This window comes from Xylanibacter caecicola, from assembly GCF_013166515.1.
Lineage (GTDB): Bacteria > Bacteroidota > Bacteroidia > Bacteroidales > Bacteroidaceae > Prevotella > Prevotella caecicola.
The window spans coordinates 87,088-107,159 of the sequence record NZ_JABKKJ010000005.1 but is presented as its reverse complement, the minus strand read 5'-3'; the positions used below and the strand labels follow the sequence as shown (position 1 = coordinate 107,159).

Genomic DNA, 20,072 nt, shown 5'->3' with positions numbered 1-20,072 from the left:
GCAGATTATGATAAAAAGGGGCTTTGAAGAGTATGCAAGAAGCGGATTTCAATGAGATAAAATGGCACGTGTCATGTCAAAATGTCATGCTTGTGGCACGGCTTCCGGCGTTGGCACATCCTTTGTTATATACTCTGTGGACACAAGTCCGTAGATAAAACAGAATAGTAATAAATAAAAAATAAAGATTATGGGAAAGATTATTGGAATCGACTTAGGAACTACAAACTCGTGCGTTGCTGTATTCGAAGGCAACGAACCGGTAGTGATAACAAACAGTGAGGGCAAGCGCACCACTCCTTCTGTTGTGGGATTTGTTGACGACGGTGAGCGTAAGGTGGGCGATCCGGCAAAGCGCCAGGCTATCACCAACCCACGTAAGACCGTTTACTCGATAAAGCGCTTCATGGGCGAGACTTTCGACCAGACACAGAAAGAGATTGCACGTGTGCCGTTTGAAGTGGTAAGAGGCGACAACAACACCCCGCGTGTGAAGATTGATGACCGCTTGTACACTCCGCAGGAAATATCGGCAATGGTTCTCCAGAAGATGAAGAAGACAGCCGAGGATTATCTCGGACAGGAAGTTACGGATGCGGTGATAACCGTACCGGCATACTTCAGCGACTCTCAGCGTCAGGCAACGAAAGAAGCCGGGCAGATAGCAGGTCTCAATGTGCGCCGTATTGTGAACGAGCCTACAGCAGCTGCTCTTGCATACGGTGTGGACAAGGCTAACAAGGACATGAAGATTGCCGTGTTCGACCTCGGTGGCGGTACATTCGATATCTCTATCCTCGAGTTCGGCGGCGGAGTGTTCGAGGTGCTTTCTACAAATGGTGACACTCACCTGGGCGGCGATGACTTCGACCAGGTTATAATAGACTGGCTCATACAGGAGTTCAAGAACGATGAGGGTGCAGACCTGTCACAAGACCCGATGGCAATGCAGCGACTCAAGGAAGCTTCCGAAAAGGCGAAAATAGAACTTTCAAGCTCTGCTTCGACAGAGATTAACCTGCCATATATCATGCCTGTAGGCGGTGTGCCCAAGCACCTTGTAAAAACTCTTACACGTGCCAAGTTCGAGCAGCTTGCACACAACCTCATTCAGGCATGTCTCGTTCCTTGCCAGAATGCTATGCGTGATGCTAAACTCTCCACAGCCGATATAGACGAGGTAATCCTCGTGGGAGGTTCAAGCCGTATACCTGCCGTACAGGCATTGGTTAAGGACTACTTCGGCAAGGAGCCTTCTAAGGGTGTCAACCCCGACGAAGTTGTTGCTGTCGGCGCATCCATACAGGGCGCAATCCTCAACAAGGAAGGCGGCGTAGGCGACATCGTGCTACTCGACGTGACACCTCTTACACTCGGTATCGAAACTATGGGCGGCGTAATGACCAAGCTCATCGAGAGCAACACCACCATTCCGTGCAAGAAGAGCGAAGTGTTCTCCACCGCTGCCGACAATCAGACAGAGGTTACAATCCACGTATTACAGGGCGAACGTCCCATGGCTGCACAGAACAAAAGCATCGGTCAGTTCAACCTTACGGGCATAGCACCGGCACGTCGCGGAGTTCCTCAGATTGAGGTTACGTTCGATATCGATGCCAACGGTATCCTGAAGGTATCTGCCAAGGACAAGGCTACAGGTAAGGAGCAGGCAATCCGCATCGAGGCATCATCCGGTCTGAGCCAGGAAGAGATAGACCGTATGAAGGCAGAGGCCGAGCAGAACGCCGAGAACGACAAGAAAGAGCGTGAGCGTATAGACAAGATGAATCAGGCGGACTCGCTTATCTTCACCACGGAGAACTTCTTGAAGGACAACGGCGACAAGGTTCCGGCAGATCAGAAAGCTCCCATCGAGTCTGCCCTCCAGCAGCTCAAGGACGCTCACAAGAGTGGTGACATCGCTGCAATAGACGCAGCCACAGCTAACCTCAACAACGTTATGCAGGCTGCCAGCGCACAAATGTACCAAGGCGCACAGGGTGCACAGCCGGGTGCAGGTGCAGGCGCAGGCTTCAACGGTGCAAATGCCGGAGGTCAGCAGGCACAGGATGCTAACAAGCAAGGCGAGGATATTCAGGATGCTGACTTTGAGGAGGTCAAATGATTCCGATAAGGAAACGAATAATAAACAATAAGCAAAAGCGTGCAGCTCAATGAGCTGCACGCTTTTTGCGTTTATGGGGCTCATGGTTGCTATGTGTTTTCTATGGGCTTTTTATCTCTTGTTTGCGACATGTTTGCGATTATTATGCATTCACATCCCATTATCTATAGATAAAATCGTACTTTTATATAGTGTTTATTGATAGAGAGTAACTTGTAAATAGATGTGGCAACAGAAAAAGTGAAAAAGTATGCGAATAATGGGACTTTTATAAAATATATTCCAAGATTATACGTCTGCATAAGTGAATGGAGGTTGTTAAATACAATTTCTCATAAAACCGGACAATCGACCGACAGATTTGATATAGCATATATGAGATATACATCATTAAACATATGTCATGTCGGAGATATTGAATTTATGAATATTAATAAGATAAAAGCAATGAAAAAGATTATCGTAAGAAGTATTGTGACTGTTATTTGTGGAACAGCCGTTATCGCCATGTTGATATGGCTTGTAATGCTGTTGTGGAATGCGATTGTTCCCGAACTTACAGGATGGGAGGAGATTGATTTCTGGCAATGTGCCGGGCTGTGTGTGCTGTTTCGTCTGATTACCGGGCATATAGGGGTGTCGTTTGGAACAGATGATAAGTCGGAGGCAGGCTGTGAAGACGGGTTTGAGAATGATGGCAGTATGGAAAAACCTTGGAATAAGGTGACAAGAAAAAGCAAGAAATTTTGGAAAGATTGTGAGGTAGATGTCATATTAGAGACAAACGATAATGTCGAAAGCAAAAAATAACCTTTCTTGGATATTCACCACCTACCGTATACGGTTGCTGAATTTTATACGGAACCGTGTGGAAACAGCAGATGATGCACAGGATATTTTGCAGGATGTTTTCTTGAAGATGATAGTCAGCAGTGGGAGTAATGATATATCGCATGTCTCCGCATGGTTGTACCGTACCGCACGCAACCGGATAGCTGACCACTACAGGAAACACCGCGAAATGCGGCTGGAACAGATGCTTGAGAAGGATGTGGCTGATATGACAGAATGTCTTGCAGGCGATGAGAATGATCAGGAAAAAGATTTTATCCGCAATCTTATATGGTCGCGTTTGAACGCTTCGTTGGGGCGACTGCCTGAAAAACAACGGTGGGTCTTTATTGAGACAGAAATAAAAGGAGTGTCTTTCAAGGAACTGTCGGCGCGGACAGGTCTGTCTGTAAACACTCTTCTGTCAAGGAAACACTATGCGGTATTATATTTGCGTGAACAGTTATGCGACATTTATTATGAACTGTCCGGTGAAGACCGGCGATGAGTATCTCTCCGATCCGTGTCCGGATGCTTCCGGGGGTGTGATGAAGTGGGTATCTGTATTTTAACAAGCGACAGCCGCTGATGTTTTTATAAGATTACTCTTGTTTTATGCGCAGCTGCCAAAAAGCGACAGCGGCAGCGGCTGCTACGTTAAGAGAGTCTACGTTGTGAGACATCGGTATGCGGGCTATATAGTCGGCTTGGGAAATTGTGTGGTGCGGAAGTCCGTCGCCTTCCGTGCCCATTATGATTGCGAGACGCGGCTCTTCGTACAATAAAGGACTGTCTATTGGTATGGAGTTTTCGGTCAGTGCCATTGCCACAGTGCGGAAGCCAAGATTTCCAAGAGAGGCTATCGGTGCTTCAAGCCACGTCCACGGCACAAGGAACACGGAACCCATGGATACGCGTATGGCACGGCGGTTCAGCGGGTCACACGATGTCGGAGTGAGCAGAACGGCGTCAATGCCAAGAGCAGCTGCCGAACGGAATATTGCTCCAATGTTAGTTGTGTCTACCACACCGTCTATCACTACGATGCGACGGGCATTCTTGCAGACATCTTCAACAGCGCGCGGACATGGGCGTTTCATGGCACATAACACGCCACGTGTCAACGTATATCCTGTCAGTGAACTTAAAATCTCTCTTCCGCCGGTGTATACCGGGATGTCGCCACAACGCTTTATAATGTCCGCAGCATCACCCGTTATGTGCCTTTCCTCGCACAAAAGTGCCACAGGCTCGTATCCGGCATCAAGCGCAACGTTTATCACTTTGGGACTTTCTGCTATGAATATGCCTTTCTCCGGCTCTATACGGTTGCGGAGCTGTGCCTCCGTCAACATACTGAATATCTCCGTTCCCGGATGTGACAGTGATGTTATTCTGATTATGCTCATGCTGTTTTGTTTGTGGCTCCTTGCTTTTTAACGAACGCAGGATATTACCAGATGCTATTTTACATGGACTTTCTTTATCCATTTTCCGCTGAATATGCGGAAAAGGAATATCGCCCCACGGAACGACAGTTCTATTGCCATAGCCATCCAGACACCTTGCAGACCGTATGAAGGTGCCAGAACGGCAGCCAGTGTCAGGCGTATCATCCACATGCTGGCAAGATTCATGCCTGCCGGTATGAGCGTGTCGCCCGCTCCAAGGCAAATGCTGTAGCCCACAATGGCAGCTGCAAACATCGGTTCGGCGAACGCCTCGATGCGCAGCGCGTCTACTCCCAGCGTGCGTATTTCCTCTACAGGTGTCATAACGCCTATCATTTCAGGGGCGAAAATATACATTACAAGTCCCATCACCGCCATTACCGCCATGCCCATGAATATCGTCATGCGTGCAAAGCTCTGCGTCAGTCCGCGCTGTCCGGCTCCGATACTCTGCCCCACAAGTGTCGTGGCTGCCTCGCCTATGCCGTATCCCGGCATGTAGCACAGGCTTTCCGCCGTTATGGCAAAGGTGTGGGCGGCTATGGCGAAGTTGCCGAGCGGAGCCACAATCATGGTGCTAACGATTTGTGCACCGTTCATCATGACGTATTGCGCAGCCATCGGCAGACTTATCTTCGCCGCATTGCGCAGGTAGCCCCACATTGGTGCGAACACCCACTTCTCGCGTCTCAGCGACAATTCGGGCGACTTGTACACCGCAAACCATATCAGTATTATTCCGGTTATGAGATATGCCGATACCGTGCCGAGGGCAGCTCCCGCCACGCCAAGTCCCGCTCCGGGCATGTATATCTCTGTTCCGCCGATGGCGACGGTGCGCGACGGGAATATCAGGAAGAAGTTGAAAGCCACGTCGAGCACACACATCATAATGCTCATGATGCTCGGCACCCGCATGTTTCCCGAGCATTTGAGCATGCTCGAGGCAAGCATGCCTATCTGATATACGGGCAACGACACTGCGTACACGGCAAAATAGAGCGATGCCTCGCCCACGATGTCTTCGCCTCCGCCCAGCCATATAGGCAGCGGACGGGCTATCAGGAGACAAATGGAGGTGAGTATGGCGGTGAACACCGCCGTTGCCATGAGTCCCTGGCGGAACACCTGGCGCGCCTTGACGAAGTCGTTTGCCCCGATGAAGTGTGCCGCCTGTACGGAGAAGCCCATGGCTGCCGCCGACGTGAGTCCGCCGAAGAGCCACGTGGTAGACTCTACAAGTCCTATTGCCGCCGATGCCTGTGCTCCCAGCGAACCTACCATTGAGGCGTCTATGTAGAACATCAGCGTGGACGAAAGCTGTGCGAGAATGGACGGGATACTGAGTTGTACAATCAGACTGAGCTTCTGTCTGCCTGTCATAGTCTGCCCCGTGCGTATCATCGCAAGCAGTGCGTTGTCTTTCTTGCTTGAAAACATGATGCGAAATTAATGCTTTTATGATTAATAGCCAAATGTACCGACACAAAAACAGACGGTTATCCCCATTCCGGAAATCCGTCTGTCTTTTATCAATTCTACTCTAAAATAATTCCGAGAAACATTGCGGCGCGTTCGCGTTGTCCGTCTCCCGCCCTCCGCAAGCCTGTTGCTGAATGTTCAGCAAACAGGTTTTCAACTGTTGTCCTAAATAATCTCTTTACCTGAAACTTAACCTTATGTATAAATATTCGCGATGCCTCACGGCATGTTGTTATCCCTTATTGTCAATCTTTTGTGTCTACCTTAAAGCTAAACCTTGAACTCTTAATACCTATATCTTTTACTTTTGATGATGCAAAGATACTGTTGTGTACGCACACAGCAATGCTTTCGAGTGAAAATCTTGCGTGTTTATGGTGCTTATTTGATGTATATCAACAATCAAGACGTGTGATATAGTCTGTTTACGGCATACATATATAAATAAAAGACGGTCATGATATAGTTTATACCATGACCGCCGGATACGTTTTATGCAATCTTTATTCTTCTATCCACATTCCTTTCTTTGCCCGTACCTTATTCGGTTTCGCGCCGGGGCGATAATACGCAACGAGCGAAATGTCGAATATCAGCGTGCTGTATGCGGGAATACCCATATGCTCGGATTCTCCATAGGCAAGCTGATAAGGTACGTACACGAGCCATCTGTCGCCGATGTGCATTTGCTGTAGTGCCGTTACATAACCGTCAATCATTGATGCCACGTATTGGTTTACAGGTGTGCATGTTTTAGGATTGAACTCTCCCGAATATGTCTGTTCGAACACATATCCCTCTTCATACGACGTCGACGGTACGAGACGTCCGCGGTAGTGCACGCGCACGGAGTCGGTGTACATCGGGCATCCGCTTCCCGTTCCTTCTTCGAGCACCTTCACGGCGATGTAGTCGGCGGGTGTTCCGGGGATGGTATCCTCCTTAGACCATGTCTTGAACACTTTCCAGCTGCCGTCGGCGTTAGCCTTTGCCTTTGCATACACGTCGTTGAAGTATGCGATATTTGTCTCCTGCCAGTTGGGAAACTCCACCACGGTGTTGTCATCCTCGCTGCATGACACTACAGCTGTTGCCAGTAGCAGCAGTGCGGAGAATACGAATAAGATGTTCTTCTTCATTTATTGCAGTTTTTTAAGCAGGCTTGCGATGCTCACCTTGTCTTCTATGATGCCGTTGAGGTCGGCGATGTTCACTCTTTCCTGTTTCATGGTGTCGCGGAAACGCAGTGTCACGGTGTTGTCTTTCAGCGTGTCGTGGTCTACGGTCACACAGTAGGGCGTGCCTATGGCATCCTGACGGCGGTAACGCTTTCCGATGGAGTCCTTCTCGTCATACTGACAGTTGAAGTGGAACTTCAGTCCGTCTATTATCTCGCGTGCCTTTTCGGGCAGTCCGTCTTTCTTCAACAGCGGCATTACGGCGAGCTTCACGGGAGCCAGCACTGCCGGCAGCTTGAGCACGGTGCGTGTCTCGCCGTTCTCCAGTTTCTCCTCTTCGAACGAGTGGCACATCACCGACAGGAACATGCGGTCCACGCCGATACTTGTCTCGATGACATACGGAGTGTAGCTCTCGTTGCTCTGCGGGTCGAAGTATTTGATGCTTCTTCCCGAGAACTTCTCGTGCTGCGACAGGTCGAAGTTGGTGCGGCTGTGTATGCCCTCCACCTCTTTGAAGCCGAACGGCATGTGGAACTCGATGTCGGTTGCCGCGTTTGCATAGTGCGCCAGCTTCTCGTGGTCGTGGAAACGATAGTTCTCGGCGCCGAAGCCCAGCGCCTGATGCCATTTCATACGCGTCTCCTTCCAGTTCTTGAACCAGTCGAGTTCCGTTCCCGGCTTGACGAAGAACTGCATTTCCATCTGCTCGAACTCGCGCATGCGGAAGATGAACTGTCGTGCGACGATTTCGTTGCGGAACGCCTTTCCTATCTGCGCTATTCCGAACGGTATCTTCATGCGTCCCGTCTTCTGCACGTTCAGATAGTTCACGAAGATGCCCTGTGCCGTCTCCGGGCGCAGGTAAATCTTGCTTGCGCTCTCTGCCGTAGAGCCCATTTCGGTAGAGAACATAAGGTTGAACTGCCTCACGTCGGTCCAGTTCTTTGTTCCGCTTATGGGGCAGACAATCTCTTCGTCGATGATAATCTGCTTGAGTTCTTCCAGATTCATGGCGTTCATCGCCACGGCATAGCGCTCGTGCAGCGCGTCGCGCTTCTGTTGGTTGGCAATCACGCGCGGGTTGGTCTCGCGGAACTTCGCCTCGTCGAAGCTGTCGCCGAACTTCTTGGCAGCCTTAGCCACCTCTTTGTTTATCTTTTCCTCGTATTTCGCTATCTGGTCTTCGATGAGCACGTCGGCGCGGTAGCGCTTCTTCGAGTCGCGGTTGTCTATGAGAGGATCGTTGAAGGCATCCACGTGTCCGCTCGCCTTCCATATCGTAGGGTGCATGAATATTGCCGAGTCTATGCCCACGATGTTCTCGTGGAGCAGCACCATGCTCTTCCACCAATACTCTTTGATGTTGTTTTTCAGTTCCACTCCGTTCTGCCCGTAGTCGTATACGGCACCCAAACCGTCGTAGATGTCGCTGCTCGGGAAAACAAAACCATATTCTTTACAATGTGAAACAATCTTCTTGAAAACGTCTTCTTGTGCCATATAAATATTATAATTTCGAAATTACGGTTGCAAAGATAGTGCTTTTTCTTGATAGAAACGGTATATAAGGTATAAAACTTTGGTAAATGGCGGTATGCCGTTTATCCTTTGCCCCATTCGGAGGATATGTCCGGCGGAAAAGGGGGGGGAGACTGCCGCCGCAGGGCGTCGCCCGATGCCTGTCGTGACGAAGAGGGCGGCACGTGCGGTGACACTATGACATGTATATGAGCAAAAAACCGACATTATGGTTTTTGAAAAGTGCGGAGATTTTTCTCAAACTACGTGCGCCGCAAAGCTGCGGAGGCTCTATTCGGGTCGTAAAGAGGCTCTATAGGAAAAAATCTCACGTGAGATTTTTTTCCATAGAGGCGCTTTACGGGTGCTAAAGTGCCTCTTTACGAGTGCCAAAGTGCCTCTTTACATACCCTAAAGTGCCTCTTTTCGTGTCTCGGGAGGCTGTTTTCGCCGTTTTCGATGCTGTTTGCGTTGCACATTTATGCCATATATCATGTAACGCGTTGTTGTTCAGTGCCTTACCGCTGCACGCCGATTTTCGCGATAAATGCGCCCTCCGACGCTATATTTTGCAAACTCCGCCAAAATGAGCGGTTGTGTTTTTGCAAAGTGTAAGCATGATGCCGCTTTTCGCGACATTTGTGTCACAACGGCGCGTGCATGAGCCTCTCGCAAGCCCGTATGCCGGCGGTATGAAATAAAAATACGATTTTATTTTGCGGAAAAGAACATTTATGCTACCTTTGCCGGCGATTTGCAGACTGCAGATTAAGGGGTGGCTGAATATTGAAGCCTGAGATTAAACCCTCTGACCAGATCCGGATAATACCGGCGTTGGGATGAAAAACCGAGATACTTAGTATTAAAGTTTATCGTGTTTAAGCATGAAAAGTACCCCTTTTTATGTACTTTTAATTATTAGTTTTATGAAACAAAACATCCTGTTGCTCTCTGCGCTGGCATGCGCGGCGGCAGCAAGTGCGGCGCAACCCGAGGGAGCGGACATCGACACGCTCAAGGCTCATGCGCTGCAAGACGTGCAGGTGGTTGCCACACGCGCGTCGAAGAACACTCCCGTGGCGTTCAAGAACATCGGAAAGGAAGAAATCCGCAGCGTTAACTTCGGACACGACATTCCTTACCTGATGTCGCTCACACCTTCGGTGACAATCACCTCCGATGCGGGCAACGGCATTGGCTACACCACCCTGCGCGTGCGCGGCACCGACCCCACGCGCATCAACGTCACGGCAAACGGCATACCGCTCAACGACGCGGAAAGCTCGGCGACGTTCTGGGTGAACAACAACGACCTGATATCGAGCGTGCAGAGCATGCAGATACAGCGCGGCGTGGGCACGTCGACAAACGGAGCCGGGGCTTTCGGAGCCACGGTGAACATGCAGACCGAGAACATCGGCATGAAACCCTTCATCGGGCTCGACCTCGCCGGCGGCAGCTACTACTCGCACAAAGAGACGCTGCGCTTCGGCACAGGGCTTATAAACGACCGCTTCGGCATACAGGGGCGCCTGTCCGACATCGGTTCGAAAGGCTATCTCGACCGTGCATCAGCAAAACTCAACTCCTATTTCCTGCAAGCCGGATACTTCGGCGACAACACCATGGTGAAGTTCATAACGTGGAACTCCACCGAAGAGACCTACCACGCATGGAACTACACGTCGAAAGAGGAGCAGCGCCGGTTCGGAAGGCGGTACAACTCGTGCGGAGTGTACTACGACAAGGACGGAAAAATGTGCTACTACGACGACCAGACCGACAACTACCACCTGCAGAACTACCAGCTGCTGTGGAACCAGATGATAAACGCCGACTGGAACATGAACGTTGCCCTGCACTACTCAAAGGGTTTCGGCTATTACGAGGAGTACAAGCCCGGGCGCACATGGGCGGAATATAACCTTACAGGCGACTGGCTGATGCAGGGCGACCTGGTGCGTCAGAAAAAGATGGACAACGACTTCTACGGCGCCATAGCATCCGTAAACTATACCGGCAAGACGCTCGCGGCGACGCTCGGAGGCGGATGGAACAAGTATGACGGCGACCACTACGGCAACGTGAAGTGGACAGGCTCACCTTATTATATAATGAAGGATGCCGACGGAAACGAATACAACCAATACATCCAGGGACCGGACAACCTCGTGCCGGGCATGGAATACTATCGCAACAACGGCACAAAGACCGACTTCAACGTCTACGGAAAGGTGAACTGGACGTTCGTAAGAGGGCTGAATGCCTTCGCAGACCTGCAATACCGCCACGTGGGATACAAGATGAGAGGGCTTGACGACTCGTGGGACTGGGACAACATGAAGCAGATAGTATTCAACATGAAGGACAATTTCAACTTCTTCAACCCCAAGTTCGGACTTACATGGACGCCCGCAAAGGGACATACGGCATACGTCTCGGTGGCAATGGCGCACAAAGAGCCTACGCGCAACGACTATGAGGACAACATCGGGAAAGACCTCAAGGCAGAGAGGCTGACCGACTGGGAGGCAGGATACAAGTTCGGCGGCAAAACGTTCACCGCCGGTGTCAATCTCTATTACATGAACTACAACGACCAGTTCGTGCTGACGGGAGAACTGAACAGCATCGGCGAGATGATTGCGAGCAACGTGGGCAGCAGCTACCGCACGGGCGTAGAGCTTGAGGCGGCATGGAAACCGACAGACTGGTTCCGCTGGGACGCCAACGCCACATGGAGCCGCAACCGCGCAAAGGACTGGACGGTGACGCTCGACGACGGCACGGCGGCGACGCTCGGTGACACTCCGTTGAGCTTCTCGCCCGACTTTATCTTCAACAACATCTTCTCGTTCGGCTACAAAGGCTTCCGCGCAAACGTGCAGAGCCAGTACATCGGCGAGCAATATCTCACCAATACGGGCATGAAAGCATACACCAACTATGCCGACGACGGCGCCACGCAGCAGGTTGGCATGATGCTCGAAGACTATTTCGTGACCAATCTTCACCTTGCATACAACTTCAACATCAAGAAAGCGGGCATAAAGGACGCCACCGTCGGCATAACGCTCTACAACCTGTTCAGCGCGAAGTACGACAACAACGGTTGGGCGGCTCCGGGCTACAAGAAGGACGCTTCAGGGCGTGCCATGGCATATTGTAACAATGATTTGTACGAGGCAGGCTTCGCTCCGTCGGCTCCATTCAACTTCATGGTCAACCTGTCGCTTAACTTCTGACGGCAGGATTGTGGCGAGTCAAAATTAAATATCTGTTGTTTGTAGGGACATATTCTTGTATTTGTCCGCCCATAACAGCCTTAAAATCAATCGCTATGTACCGGACAAATACAAGAATATGTCCCTACAAACAGCAGATATCGTATTTTGACTCGCCCTCCGGGGCATCGGTACACCCCATATAATGCCCCTTCCTGATGCAATCTTTTCACGATATATGTGTTTATATATATAATAAGGTAGAAAATGAACAACGACATAACAGCTTTCATGAGCACCCACTGGCTCGACATTCTGAGCACTGTCGTAGGACTGATATACATCGCCTTGGAATACAAGGCAAGCATAGCGCTGTGGTTTGCGGGCATCGTCATGCCGGCAATAGACATATACCTGTTCTGGTCGGTGGGGCTTTACGCCGACTTCGGCATGGCTATCTACTACACCCTTGCAGCCGTATACGGCTATGCCGTGTGGCGGTTCGGAGGCGGAAAGCAACGTAACACAAATGACGAACTGCCCATATCCCATATGCGCAAATCGCAGATAATACCTTCGACAGCCGTATTCATCGTGGCGTGGGCTGCCATTTACCTCATCCTGACACGCTTTACCAACAGCGACGTGCCCGTTACCGACAGTTTCATAAACGCCCTCAGCTTCATCGGACTGTGGGCGCTGGCACGCAAGTACGTGGAGCAGTGGCTGATATGGATTGTGGTAGACGTGATAAGCTGCGCCCTCTACGCATACAAGGGCATACCTTTCAAGGGCGCGCTTTACGGGCTTTACGTCGTGATAGCCGTAATGGGCTATTACAAATGGCGGCGTATGATGAAACAATAGGACATTTCACCTTATTATATATATGACTCATCAACTTATAACTCCCGACAGCCGGTTCGATGCCGTGATACTCGGCAACGGCGACTTCCCGTCACATGCCGTGCCGCTCGGCATCCTCCGCAATGCCCCTCATATAGTGTGCTGCGACGGTGCGGGCATCTCTCTCATAGAGCGCGGCATCGTGCCGGATGCCATAATAGGCGACGGCGACTCGCTGCCGCAGAAATTCAAGGAGGAATACGGACACATCATACACATCGTAAACGAACAGGAGCACAACGACCAGACCAAGGCTACGCTCTTCTGCCGCAACCGGGGATATCGCCGCATAGCATACATCGGTGCCACGGGCAGGCGCGAAGACCACACTATAGGCAATATATCACTGCTCATGGACTATATGACCGACTACGGCATGGAACCTGTCATGGTTACGGATCACGGATATTTCATACCGTGCCGTGGCAGAAGCGAGTTCGCCACATTTGCCCGTCAGCAGGTAAGCATATTCAACTTCGGATATACGAAGATAAGTGCCGAAGGGCTGGCATGGCGCACATACGACTACCGCAACTGGTGGCAGGGAACGTTGAACGAAGCCGAGGGCGACAGCGTGACAATAGACACGGACGGCAATTACATTGTGTTCTTTACGCACAATGCAAAGATTAGGATTTGAAAACACGGTGATACCTGTTGCTTACAATGTGCGATGAAAAGCACGGAGCTTACTTATAATTATTAAATAAAGATAAAGATTAAATCAAAAAAGTAGCTTATTGACATCTTTTACGCAATAAAAGTGTAATTTTGCAACCCTGAAAGATAAAACAAACAACCTAATAACAATAAGCGGAATATGAAAAAGATAAGGGCAGCCGTTGTAGGATACGGCAATATCGGGCGCTTTACCATTGAGGCGCTTGAGGCTTCAAAGGATTTCGAAATAGCCGGAGTGGTGCGCCGCAACGGTGCGGAAAACAAACCGGCAGAGCTTGACAAGTATGCTGTGGTCAAGGACATTGCAGAGTTGAAGGATGTCGACGTGGCTATACTTGCCACCCCCACGCGCAGCTGCGAGGAGTATGCAACGAAGATTTTGGCAATGGGAATAAACACGGTAGACAGCTTTGACATACACACCGACATCGTAAAGTATCGTTCCAACCTGATGACCGTGTGCAAGGAGCACGGCACCGTGGCAGTGATAGCAGCCGGTTGGGACCCGGGTTCGGACTCAATTGTCCGCACATTGATGGAAAGTCTTGCCCCCAAAGGACTGTCATATACCAACTTCGGACCGGGAATGTCCATGGGACACAGTGTGTGCGTACGCTCGAAAGCGGGCGTGAAGAACGCTCTGTCCATGACCATTCCGAAGGGGGAGGGCATACACCGCCGCATGGTTTACGTGGAACTGGAAGACGGTGCGAGCCTCGATGAGGTGACAAAGGCGATAAAAACCGACCCGTATTTTGCCCACGACGAGACCCATGTGTTCCAAGTTGATAGCGTAGACGACGTCCGCGACATGGGGCACGGCGTAAACCTCGTCCGCAAAGGCGTTAGCGGAAAGACCCAGAACCAGCGTCTGGAGTTCAATATGAGCATAAACAACCCCGCCCTCACGGCACAGGTGCTTGTAAACGTGGCACGTGCATCGATGCGTCAGCAGTCGGGATGCTACACAATGATAGAAATACCGGTCATCGACATGCTGCCGGGCGACCGCGAGGAACTTATCAAAAAGCTTGTTTAAGCTTTTGGAATTAAGAATTAAGAGTTAAGAATTAAGAATTTGCTGCCGCGGTTCTAACAAATAAGACCTATAAGACTTATTGGCCTTATAGGTCTTATTATTTTCAGTTTGCGGATTGATAGCTTGTTAGAACAGCACCGGAAAATTCTTAACTCTTAACTCTTAATTCTTAATTAGAAAATTATTCGTCCGGCAAGAACAGCGGATCCTCAGGCATTACCATTACCGGCTTCTGCTCGTTCAGCTTCAACAGATTTTCCGGAACATACTTCTTGTCCACGACAAGGCGGAACATGAACTCGCCGAACCAGCGGTTTGACATGATGAGACAGCCTTTCTGTCCCCATGCCGCGCCCCATGAGTTCTCCACTTTCCACTTCTTCGGATTGCCCTGAGCATCGAGGTCAACCGCCGTGAGAGTCATGGCATGCGTGCTTCCGCTGTCGTATGTCATTATGCGCTGTGCCTTGTTCATGCCGAAAGTGGTGCCGAAGAGCGAGCCGTAGTCGAAGTTTTCCGTGTCGCAATATCCGCGTTTGCGGTCGAGGAACTTGCCTACATCATAGCTGCTGTACAGTTTTCTGCCGTCCTTGATAGACGCAATGGCGAGCTTTTCTATCTCTTCCATCGGCAGATTGAGGTATTTCCAGTTATGACCGTCGTAAGTGTGGCGGTCGAAATCAACCTCGTAAGTCTTGTAATACTCGCGGCGTGGGTCGTTCATAACCATTATGAAAGAGCCGTTAAGCGTCTTTTTGCCCGTCACTTCCTCGAAGAATGTCTTCGGAGTGTACTTTTTCGGCTCGCCCACCGGGCGTCCCTTGTTGTCCTTGAAGGCGTATGTGAATTCTGTCGGCGGCTCGCCCAAGGTGAGTGAGAGTATGCGGTATACGGTTGCAAGCATCTTTGTCTTTTCCGTCTCTATGGCAGCAGGCTTCTTGCCGGCATTTACCATGTCGCGCAGTTGCAGTCCGAACTCGCGCAATTTGGACTTTATAAGTCCGCTCATGCGGTTGGTGTTGTCGCTCGAGAATGTCTCGGGCATGACCGATTTGGGCACCAGTCCGTACTTTTCGGTAAGGTCTGCCACTCCGCAGAACGTGCCGCCGTCGTTCAGCGGGTGCTGGAAGAAGAAACGAACACGCTCGTCGTCCATCGGCTTCTTGGCACAGTCGATTACTCCTTGAAGGAATAGGTTCGCCTTTTCGAGCTGGTCATAGAAGAAAAGATAGTCTTGCGAGAAGTCCACCGTCAGCGAGTCGGTCTTCTTGGCGAAGTCAGCCCGCAGCACGTTCATGCCGCTGAACATCCAGCACCTGCCGCTCTGTTTTTGGTCGGTGATGCTCTGTGTCTTAGTCTCGTTGCTGAAATAAGTATCCAATTCCACGGCATTGGCATGGTTCTGTGCCAGATTGTCGATGCTGTTTGCCGCAATGGCGTTGAACAAAGCCTTGTCGGCAGTCGTCTGCACCTGAGCCTTCCTTATGTCGCGGAGCATGCTTTCGGAAATCCCTCCGTCTTTTGCCGTCTGGGCATAAGTTGTCAGAGAAAACGCGGCAACTGCCAATCCGGACATGAACAGTCTACATTTGTTTGTCATTTTACGGTTATTTTTAAATTGTTATTACGGTTTTAAAGTCTTTTTACAAAGATAGAAAGAAAATCAGGAACCTGCAAGTTGTCGCTGAAAAACTTGACGAAACGATTGCCGCGCCACACGATAACCATGCCCGAAAACGCGAAAACATCCTATGCATGCAGCCCCGTCGGAGCATGGAAAAACACCCCAAAAAGGCGTAAAAACGATCTCCGAAAACGCCGTTTGTAACCCATTGATAATCAAGATGATACCTTTTAGCTTCTAAAAGGGCACCTTTCAGCCTCCAATATGCCACCTTTTAGAGCCTGAAAGGCGGCATATTAGAAATCCAAAGGTCGCGTTTCTCCACCAAGTAGGGCTGTACCCTGGTGCAGCCGAAGTGATTTTGGATGATTATTCACCGATATTGCAAGCGACATAAGTCATGCGGTTTCGGCTGCACCAGGGTGCAGCCCTACCGGTAAACAGGCTCTATCTGCTCCCCATCCATAACAAAGCATACGTCCTTTATCTCCCTTTATCTTCCTCTATCTCCCCATATCTCCTTTTGACACATCTATATATAATAAGGTGAACATACAAAAAAGAGGCAAAGAACGGCGTTATTCGCAATAAATGATTAACTTTGCAGAACTTGGCACATGTATCCGGGGTATGAGCGGATAAGTTGTATGGCGTCCGGTGCGGAGGTCATGGTGTGCAATCATTGTAAACAACAAATGATGGAACAAGACAAATTCGACATATTAAACGATATTGAATATCCTGACGACCTGCGCCGCCTGAGCGTAGAACAGCTTCCGCAGGTGTGCGATGAACTGAGGTATGACATTCTGAAAGAACTGTCTGTCAACCCCGGACATCTGGCATCGAGTCTCGGCACGGTAGAACTGACCGTGGCGTTGCACTACGTTTTCAACACGCCCGAAGACAGGCTGGTGTGGGACGTAGGGCATCAGGCATACGGGCACAAGATATTGACAGGGCGCAAAGAGCGTTTCTGTACCAACCGCAAGCTGCACGGCATAATGCCGTTCCCGTCGCCCAAAGAGAGTGAATACGATTCTTTCGTTTGCGGACATACGTCAAATTCGATATCGGCTGCCCTCGGCATGGCTGTGGCGGCAAAGAAGACAGGCAACAAAGACAGGCACGTGGTGGCGATAATAGGCGACGGCTCGATGAGCGGAGGACTGGCATTCGAGGGGCTTAACAACGTGTCGACCACGCCGAACGACATGCTCATAATACTGAACGACAACAACATGAGCATAGACCGCAGCGTGGGAGGAATGAAGCAATACCTGCTAAAGCTCAACACCAACGAGACATACAACCGCCTGAGGTTCAAGGCGTCGCGGTGGCTGTACCGCAACGGATACCTGAACGACAACCGCCGGAAAGGTATAATACGGCTGAGCAACGCCGTGAAATCTGCCATAAGCCAGCAGCAGAACATCTTCGAGGGAATGAACATAAGATATTTCGGTCCCTTCGACGGACACAACGTTACCGAACTTGTGCGTCTGCTGAGGCAGCTTAAGGACATGAAAGGTCCCAAACTGCTGCACCTGCACACCATTAAAGGACACGGATACGAACCGGCGGAGAAGTCGGCGACACTGTGGCACGCCCCGGGAAAGTTTGATGTGGATACAGGCAAGAGGCTCGTAACGGAAAGCGACAACAAGCCCCCGAAGTATCAGGATGTGTTCGGAGAGACGCTTCTCGAACTGGCAAAGGCAAATCCGAAGATTGTAGGTGTGACGCCCGCCATGCCCACGGGATGCTCGATGAACATAATGATGAACGAGATGCCGGACAGGACGTTCGATGTCGGCATAGCCGAGGGACATGCCGTGACGTTCTCCGCCGGCATGGCAAAAGACGGTCTGCTGCCTTTCTGCAACATATACAGTGCCTTTTCGCAGCGTGCCTATGACAATATAATACATGATGTGGCGATACTCAACCTGCCGGTAGTGATATGTCTCGACCGCGCCGGACTTGTCGGCGAGGACGGAGCCACACACCACGGAGCCTTCGACATGGCAGCACTGCGCCCCATACCCAATCTTACGATATCCTCGCCCATGGACGAGCACGAGTTGCGCAGGCTGATGTTCACGGCACAACTGCCGGGAAAAGGGGCGTTTGTGATACGCTATCCGCGGGGATGCGGCGTGAAGACAGACTGGCGTTGTCCGCTCGAAGAGATAGAGACGGGTAGGGGACGCAAACTGAAAGACGGAAAAGACATTGCCGTACTGTCAATAGGTCCGTGCGGAAACGATGTGGGTTGTGCCATAGCCGAGATTGAGAAAGAGAACCCCGGAATGAGCGTGGCACACTATGACATGCGTTTCCTTAAGCCCCTTGACGAAGATATACTGCGCGAGACGGGAGAGCACTTCGGCAGGATAGTGACAGTAGAAGACGGTACGCGTAACGGAGGACTCGGAACTGCGGTGACCGAATGGATGAACGACAACGGATATAGTCCGCGGATAACGCGCATGGGGCTGCCCGACAGGTTTGTCGAGCACGGCACGGTGGAGGAACTGAGACACCTCACGGGTATAGACAAGGACGGAATAAAGAGAGTGTTTGCGGAGGCGCTGTGCAGTGCCGGAAACGGTAAGGACATTCAATAACATGCCATTTTATTTTATATTATGAAGATTATCATAGCGGGAGCATATGCCATAGGAACCCATTTGGCAAAACTTCTGTCGCGTAACAATCAGGATATTGTGCTTATCGACGAGGACGAGGAGCGGCTTGCAAACATAAGCAGTGACTACGACCTGATGACCATGAACGCATCGCCGTCGAGCCTGAAAACACTGAAGAACGCCGGAGCGGAGGATGCCGACCTGTATATTGCGGTGACACCCGACGAGAATATGAACATGAACAGCTGTATGATTGCCAAAGCATTAGGTACGAAGAAAACCGTGGCTAAAATAAACAACAACGAGTTCATGGAGCCTAAATTGGGCGATTTCTTTGAAAATCTCGGCATCAGTTCGCTCATATATCCGGAGAACCTTGCAGCGCGCGACATAGTAAACGGGTTGAAGATGAGCTGGGTAAGACAGCGCTGGGACGTGCACGACGGGGCGCTGATAATGCTTGGCATAAAGCTGCGCGAAACATGCGAGATACTCAATGAGCCGCTGAAAGACCTTTGCAAGCCCGAATCGCCTTATCATATCGTTGCCATAAAGCGCGGCGACGACACTATCATACCGCGCGGTGACGACGAACTGAAGATGTACGACCTTGCTTATTTCATGACGACGCGCAACTACATCCCCTACATACGCAAGATTGTAGGAAAGGAACACTATGTCGATGTGAAGAACGTAATGATAATGGGAGGAGGCAACACGGGCGTAAGGACGGCTCAGACCATGCCCGAATATATGAACGCGAAGGTTATCGACAACGACGAAAGCCGTTGTGAGCGCATAAACGAGCTGGTTGATACGGACCGGGTAATGGTGATCAACGGCGACGGACGCGACTTGCCGCTACTGATAGAAGAGGGTATAAGGACCACACAGGCTTTCGTCGCGCTGACGGGAAACGCCGAGACGAACATTCTGGCATGTCTCACGGCAAAGCGGCTCGGCGTGCGCAAGACCGTGGCAATGGTGGAGAACTTCGACTATGTGAGAATGGCGGAAAGCCTGGACATAGGAACTATCGTGAACAAAAAGGCGCTGGCGGCAAGTCATATATATCAGATGATGCTCGATACGGAGGTAAGCAACATCCGTTTCCTTATGACGGCAAATGCCGATGTGGCGGAGTTTGTTGCTCATCAGGACTCTAAGGTGACGCGCAAAAAAGTCTATGAGCTGGGTCTGCCGCAGGGTGCGACAATCGGAGGACTGGTACGTCACGGTGAGGGGCACCTTGTTTCGGGCGGCACGCAGATTGAGGCAGGCGACATAGTAGTGGTGTTCTGTCATAACATCAACATGAACAAGATAGAGAAGTTCTTCAAGTAAAGAACGGTAACGGTC

Annotated in this window: 14 protein-coding genes and 1 riboswitch; of the genes, 9 read left to right on the top strand and 5 right to left on the bottom strand. The window is 50.6% G+C overall.

What is annotated here, in order from left to right; genetic code table 11:
- Window positions 1-190 precede the first annotated feature (190 nt).
- The 3 genes from dnaK (at window position 191) to HPS54_RS04850 (ending at window position 3,464) form a co-directional block, all read left to right on the top strand.
- On the top strand, window positions 191-2,125 hold the full coding sequence (dnaK, locus tag HPS54_RS04860; RefSeq protein ID WP_172344340.1) for a molecular chaperone DnaK: 1,935 nt from the start codon (window positions 191-193) through the stop codon (window positions 2,123-2,125).
- A gap of 447 nt (window positions 2,126-2,572) precedes the next feature.
- Window positions 2,573-2,935 (top strand): hypothetical protein, encoded by a 363-nt coding sequence (locus tag HPS54_RS12830; RefSeq protein WP_216653033.1) that lies wholly within the window; start codon window positions 2,573-2,575, stop codon window positions 2,933-2,935.
- The gene (locus tag HPS54_RS04850) at window positions 2,916-3,464 is read left to right on the top strand and encodes an RNA polymerase sigma factor (RefSeq protein ID WP_172344338.1); all 549 of its coding nucleotides are present in this window, start codon (window positions 2,916-2,918) and stop codon (window positions 3,462-3,464) included. The genes HPS54_RS12830 and HPS54_RS04850 overlap by 20 nt, the downstream gene beginning before the upstream one ends.
- A gap of 94 nt (window positions 3,465-3,558) precedes the next feature.
- Here HPS54_RS04850 and HPS54_RS04845 read toward each other — a convergent pair whose 3' ends face one another.
- The 4 genes from HPS54_RS04845 to HPS54_RS04830 form a co-directional block, all read right to left on the bottom strand.
- Complete coding sequence (locus tag HPS54_RS04845; protein ID WP_172344337.1) at window positions 3,559-4,365, bottom strand: TrmH family RNA methyltransferase; 807 nt, start codon at window positions 4,363-4,365, stop codon at window positions 3,559-3,561.
- Between the two features lie 54 nt (window positions 4,366-4,419).
- Window positions 4,420-5,847 (bottom strand): MATE family efflux transporter, encoded by a 1,428-nt coding sequence (locus HPS54_RS04840; protein ID WP_172344336.1) that lies wholly within the window; start codon window positions 5,845-5,847, stop codon window positions 4,420-4,422.
- A gap of 545 nt (window positions 5,848-6,392) precedes the next feature.
- Window positions 6,393-7,028: a BamJ family beta-barrel-assembly machinery protein gene (locus HPS54_RS04835; RefSeq protein WP_172344335.1), complete on the bottom strand. Its 636-nt coding sequence runs from the start codon at window positions 7,026-7,028 to the stop codon at window positions 6,393-6,395.
- Entirely contained in the window at window positions 7,029-8,570 is a 1,542-nt protein-coding gene (locus HPS54_RS04830) for a glycine--tRNA ligase (RefSeq protein ID WP_172344334.1), read from the bottom strand.
- Between the two features lie 779 nt (window positions 8,571-9,349).
- A riboswitch (TPP riboswitch) is annotated at window positions 9,350-9,445 on the top strand.
- Window positions 9,446-9,514: 69 nt separating this feature from the next.
- Between HPS54_RS04830 and HPS54_RS04825 the strand changes: the two genes are divergently transcribed.
- From HPS54_RS04825 to HPS54_RS04810, 4 genes are all read left to right on the top strand, one after another.
- Window positions 9,515-11,833 (top strand): TonB-dependent receptor, encoded by a 2,319-nt coding sequence (locus HPS54_RS04825; protein WP_172344333.1) that lies wholly within the window; start codon window positions 9,515-9,517, stop codon window positions 11,831-11,833.
- A gap of 246 nt (window positions 11,834-12,079) precedes the next feature.
- Window positions 12,080-12,679 (top strand): nicotinamide riboside transporter PnuC, encoded by a 600-nt coding sequence (pnuC, locus tag HPS54_RS04820; protein ID WP_253951935.1) that lies wholly within the window; start codon window positions 12,080-12,082, stop codon window positions 12,677-12,679.
- 22 nt (window positions 12,680-12,701) lie between these two features.
- Window positions 12,702-13,358, top strand: coding sequence for a thiamine diphosphokinase (locus tag HPS54_RS04815; protein ID WP_172344332.1), 657 nt, complete (start codon window positions 12,702-12,704; stop codon window positions 13,356-13,358).
- Window positions 13,359-13,538: 180 nt separating this feature from the next.
- The gene (locus tag HPS54_RS04810) at window positions 13,539-14,438 is read left to right on the top strand and encodes a diaminopimelate dehydrogenase (RefSeq protein WP_172344331.1); all 900 of its coding nucleotides are present in this window, start codon (window positions 13,539-13,541) and stop codon (window positions 14,436-14,438) included.
- A 181-nt stretch (window positions 14,439-14,619) separates the two neighbouring features.
- On the opposite strand, the gene HPS54_RS04805 is transcribed toward HPS54_RS04810, so the two are convergent.
- Window positions 14,620-16,014 (bottom strand): C1 family peptidase, encoded by a 1,395-nt coding sequence (locus HPS54_RS04805; RefSeq protein ID WP_172344390.1) that lies wholly within the window; start codon window positions 16,012-16,014, stop codon window positions 14,620-14,622.
- Between the two features lie 746 nt (window positions 16,015-16,760).
- Here HPS54_RS04805 and dxs point away from each other — a divergent pair.
- The gene (dxs, locus tag HPS54_RS04800; RefSeq protein WP_420907312.1) at window positions 16,761-18,692 is read left to right on the top strand and encodes a 1-deoxy-D-xylulose-5-phosphate synthase; all 1,932 of its coding nucleotides are present in this window, start codon (window positions 16,761-16,763) and stop codon (window positions 18,690-18,692) included.
- 21 nt (window positions 18,693-18,713) lie between these two features.
- Window positions 18,714-20,057, top strand: a complete 1,344-nt coding sequence (gene trkA, locus HPS54_RS04795; protein WP_172344329.1) for a Trk system potassium transporter TrkA — start codon at window positions 18,714-18,716, stop codon at window positions 20,055-20,057.
- The last annotated feature ends 15 nt before the right edge of the window (window positions 20,058-20,072 follow it).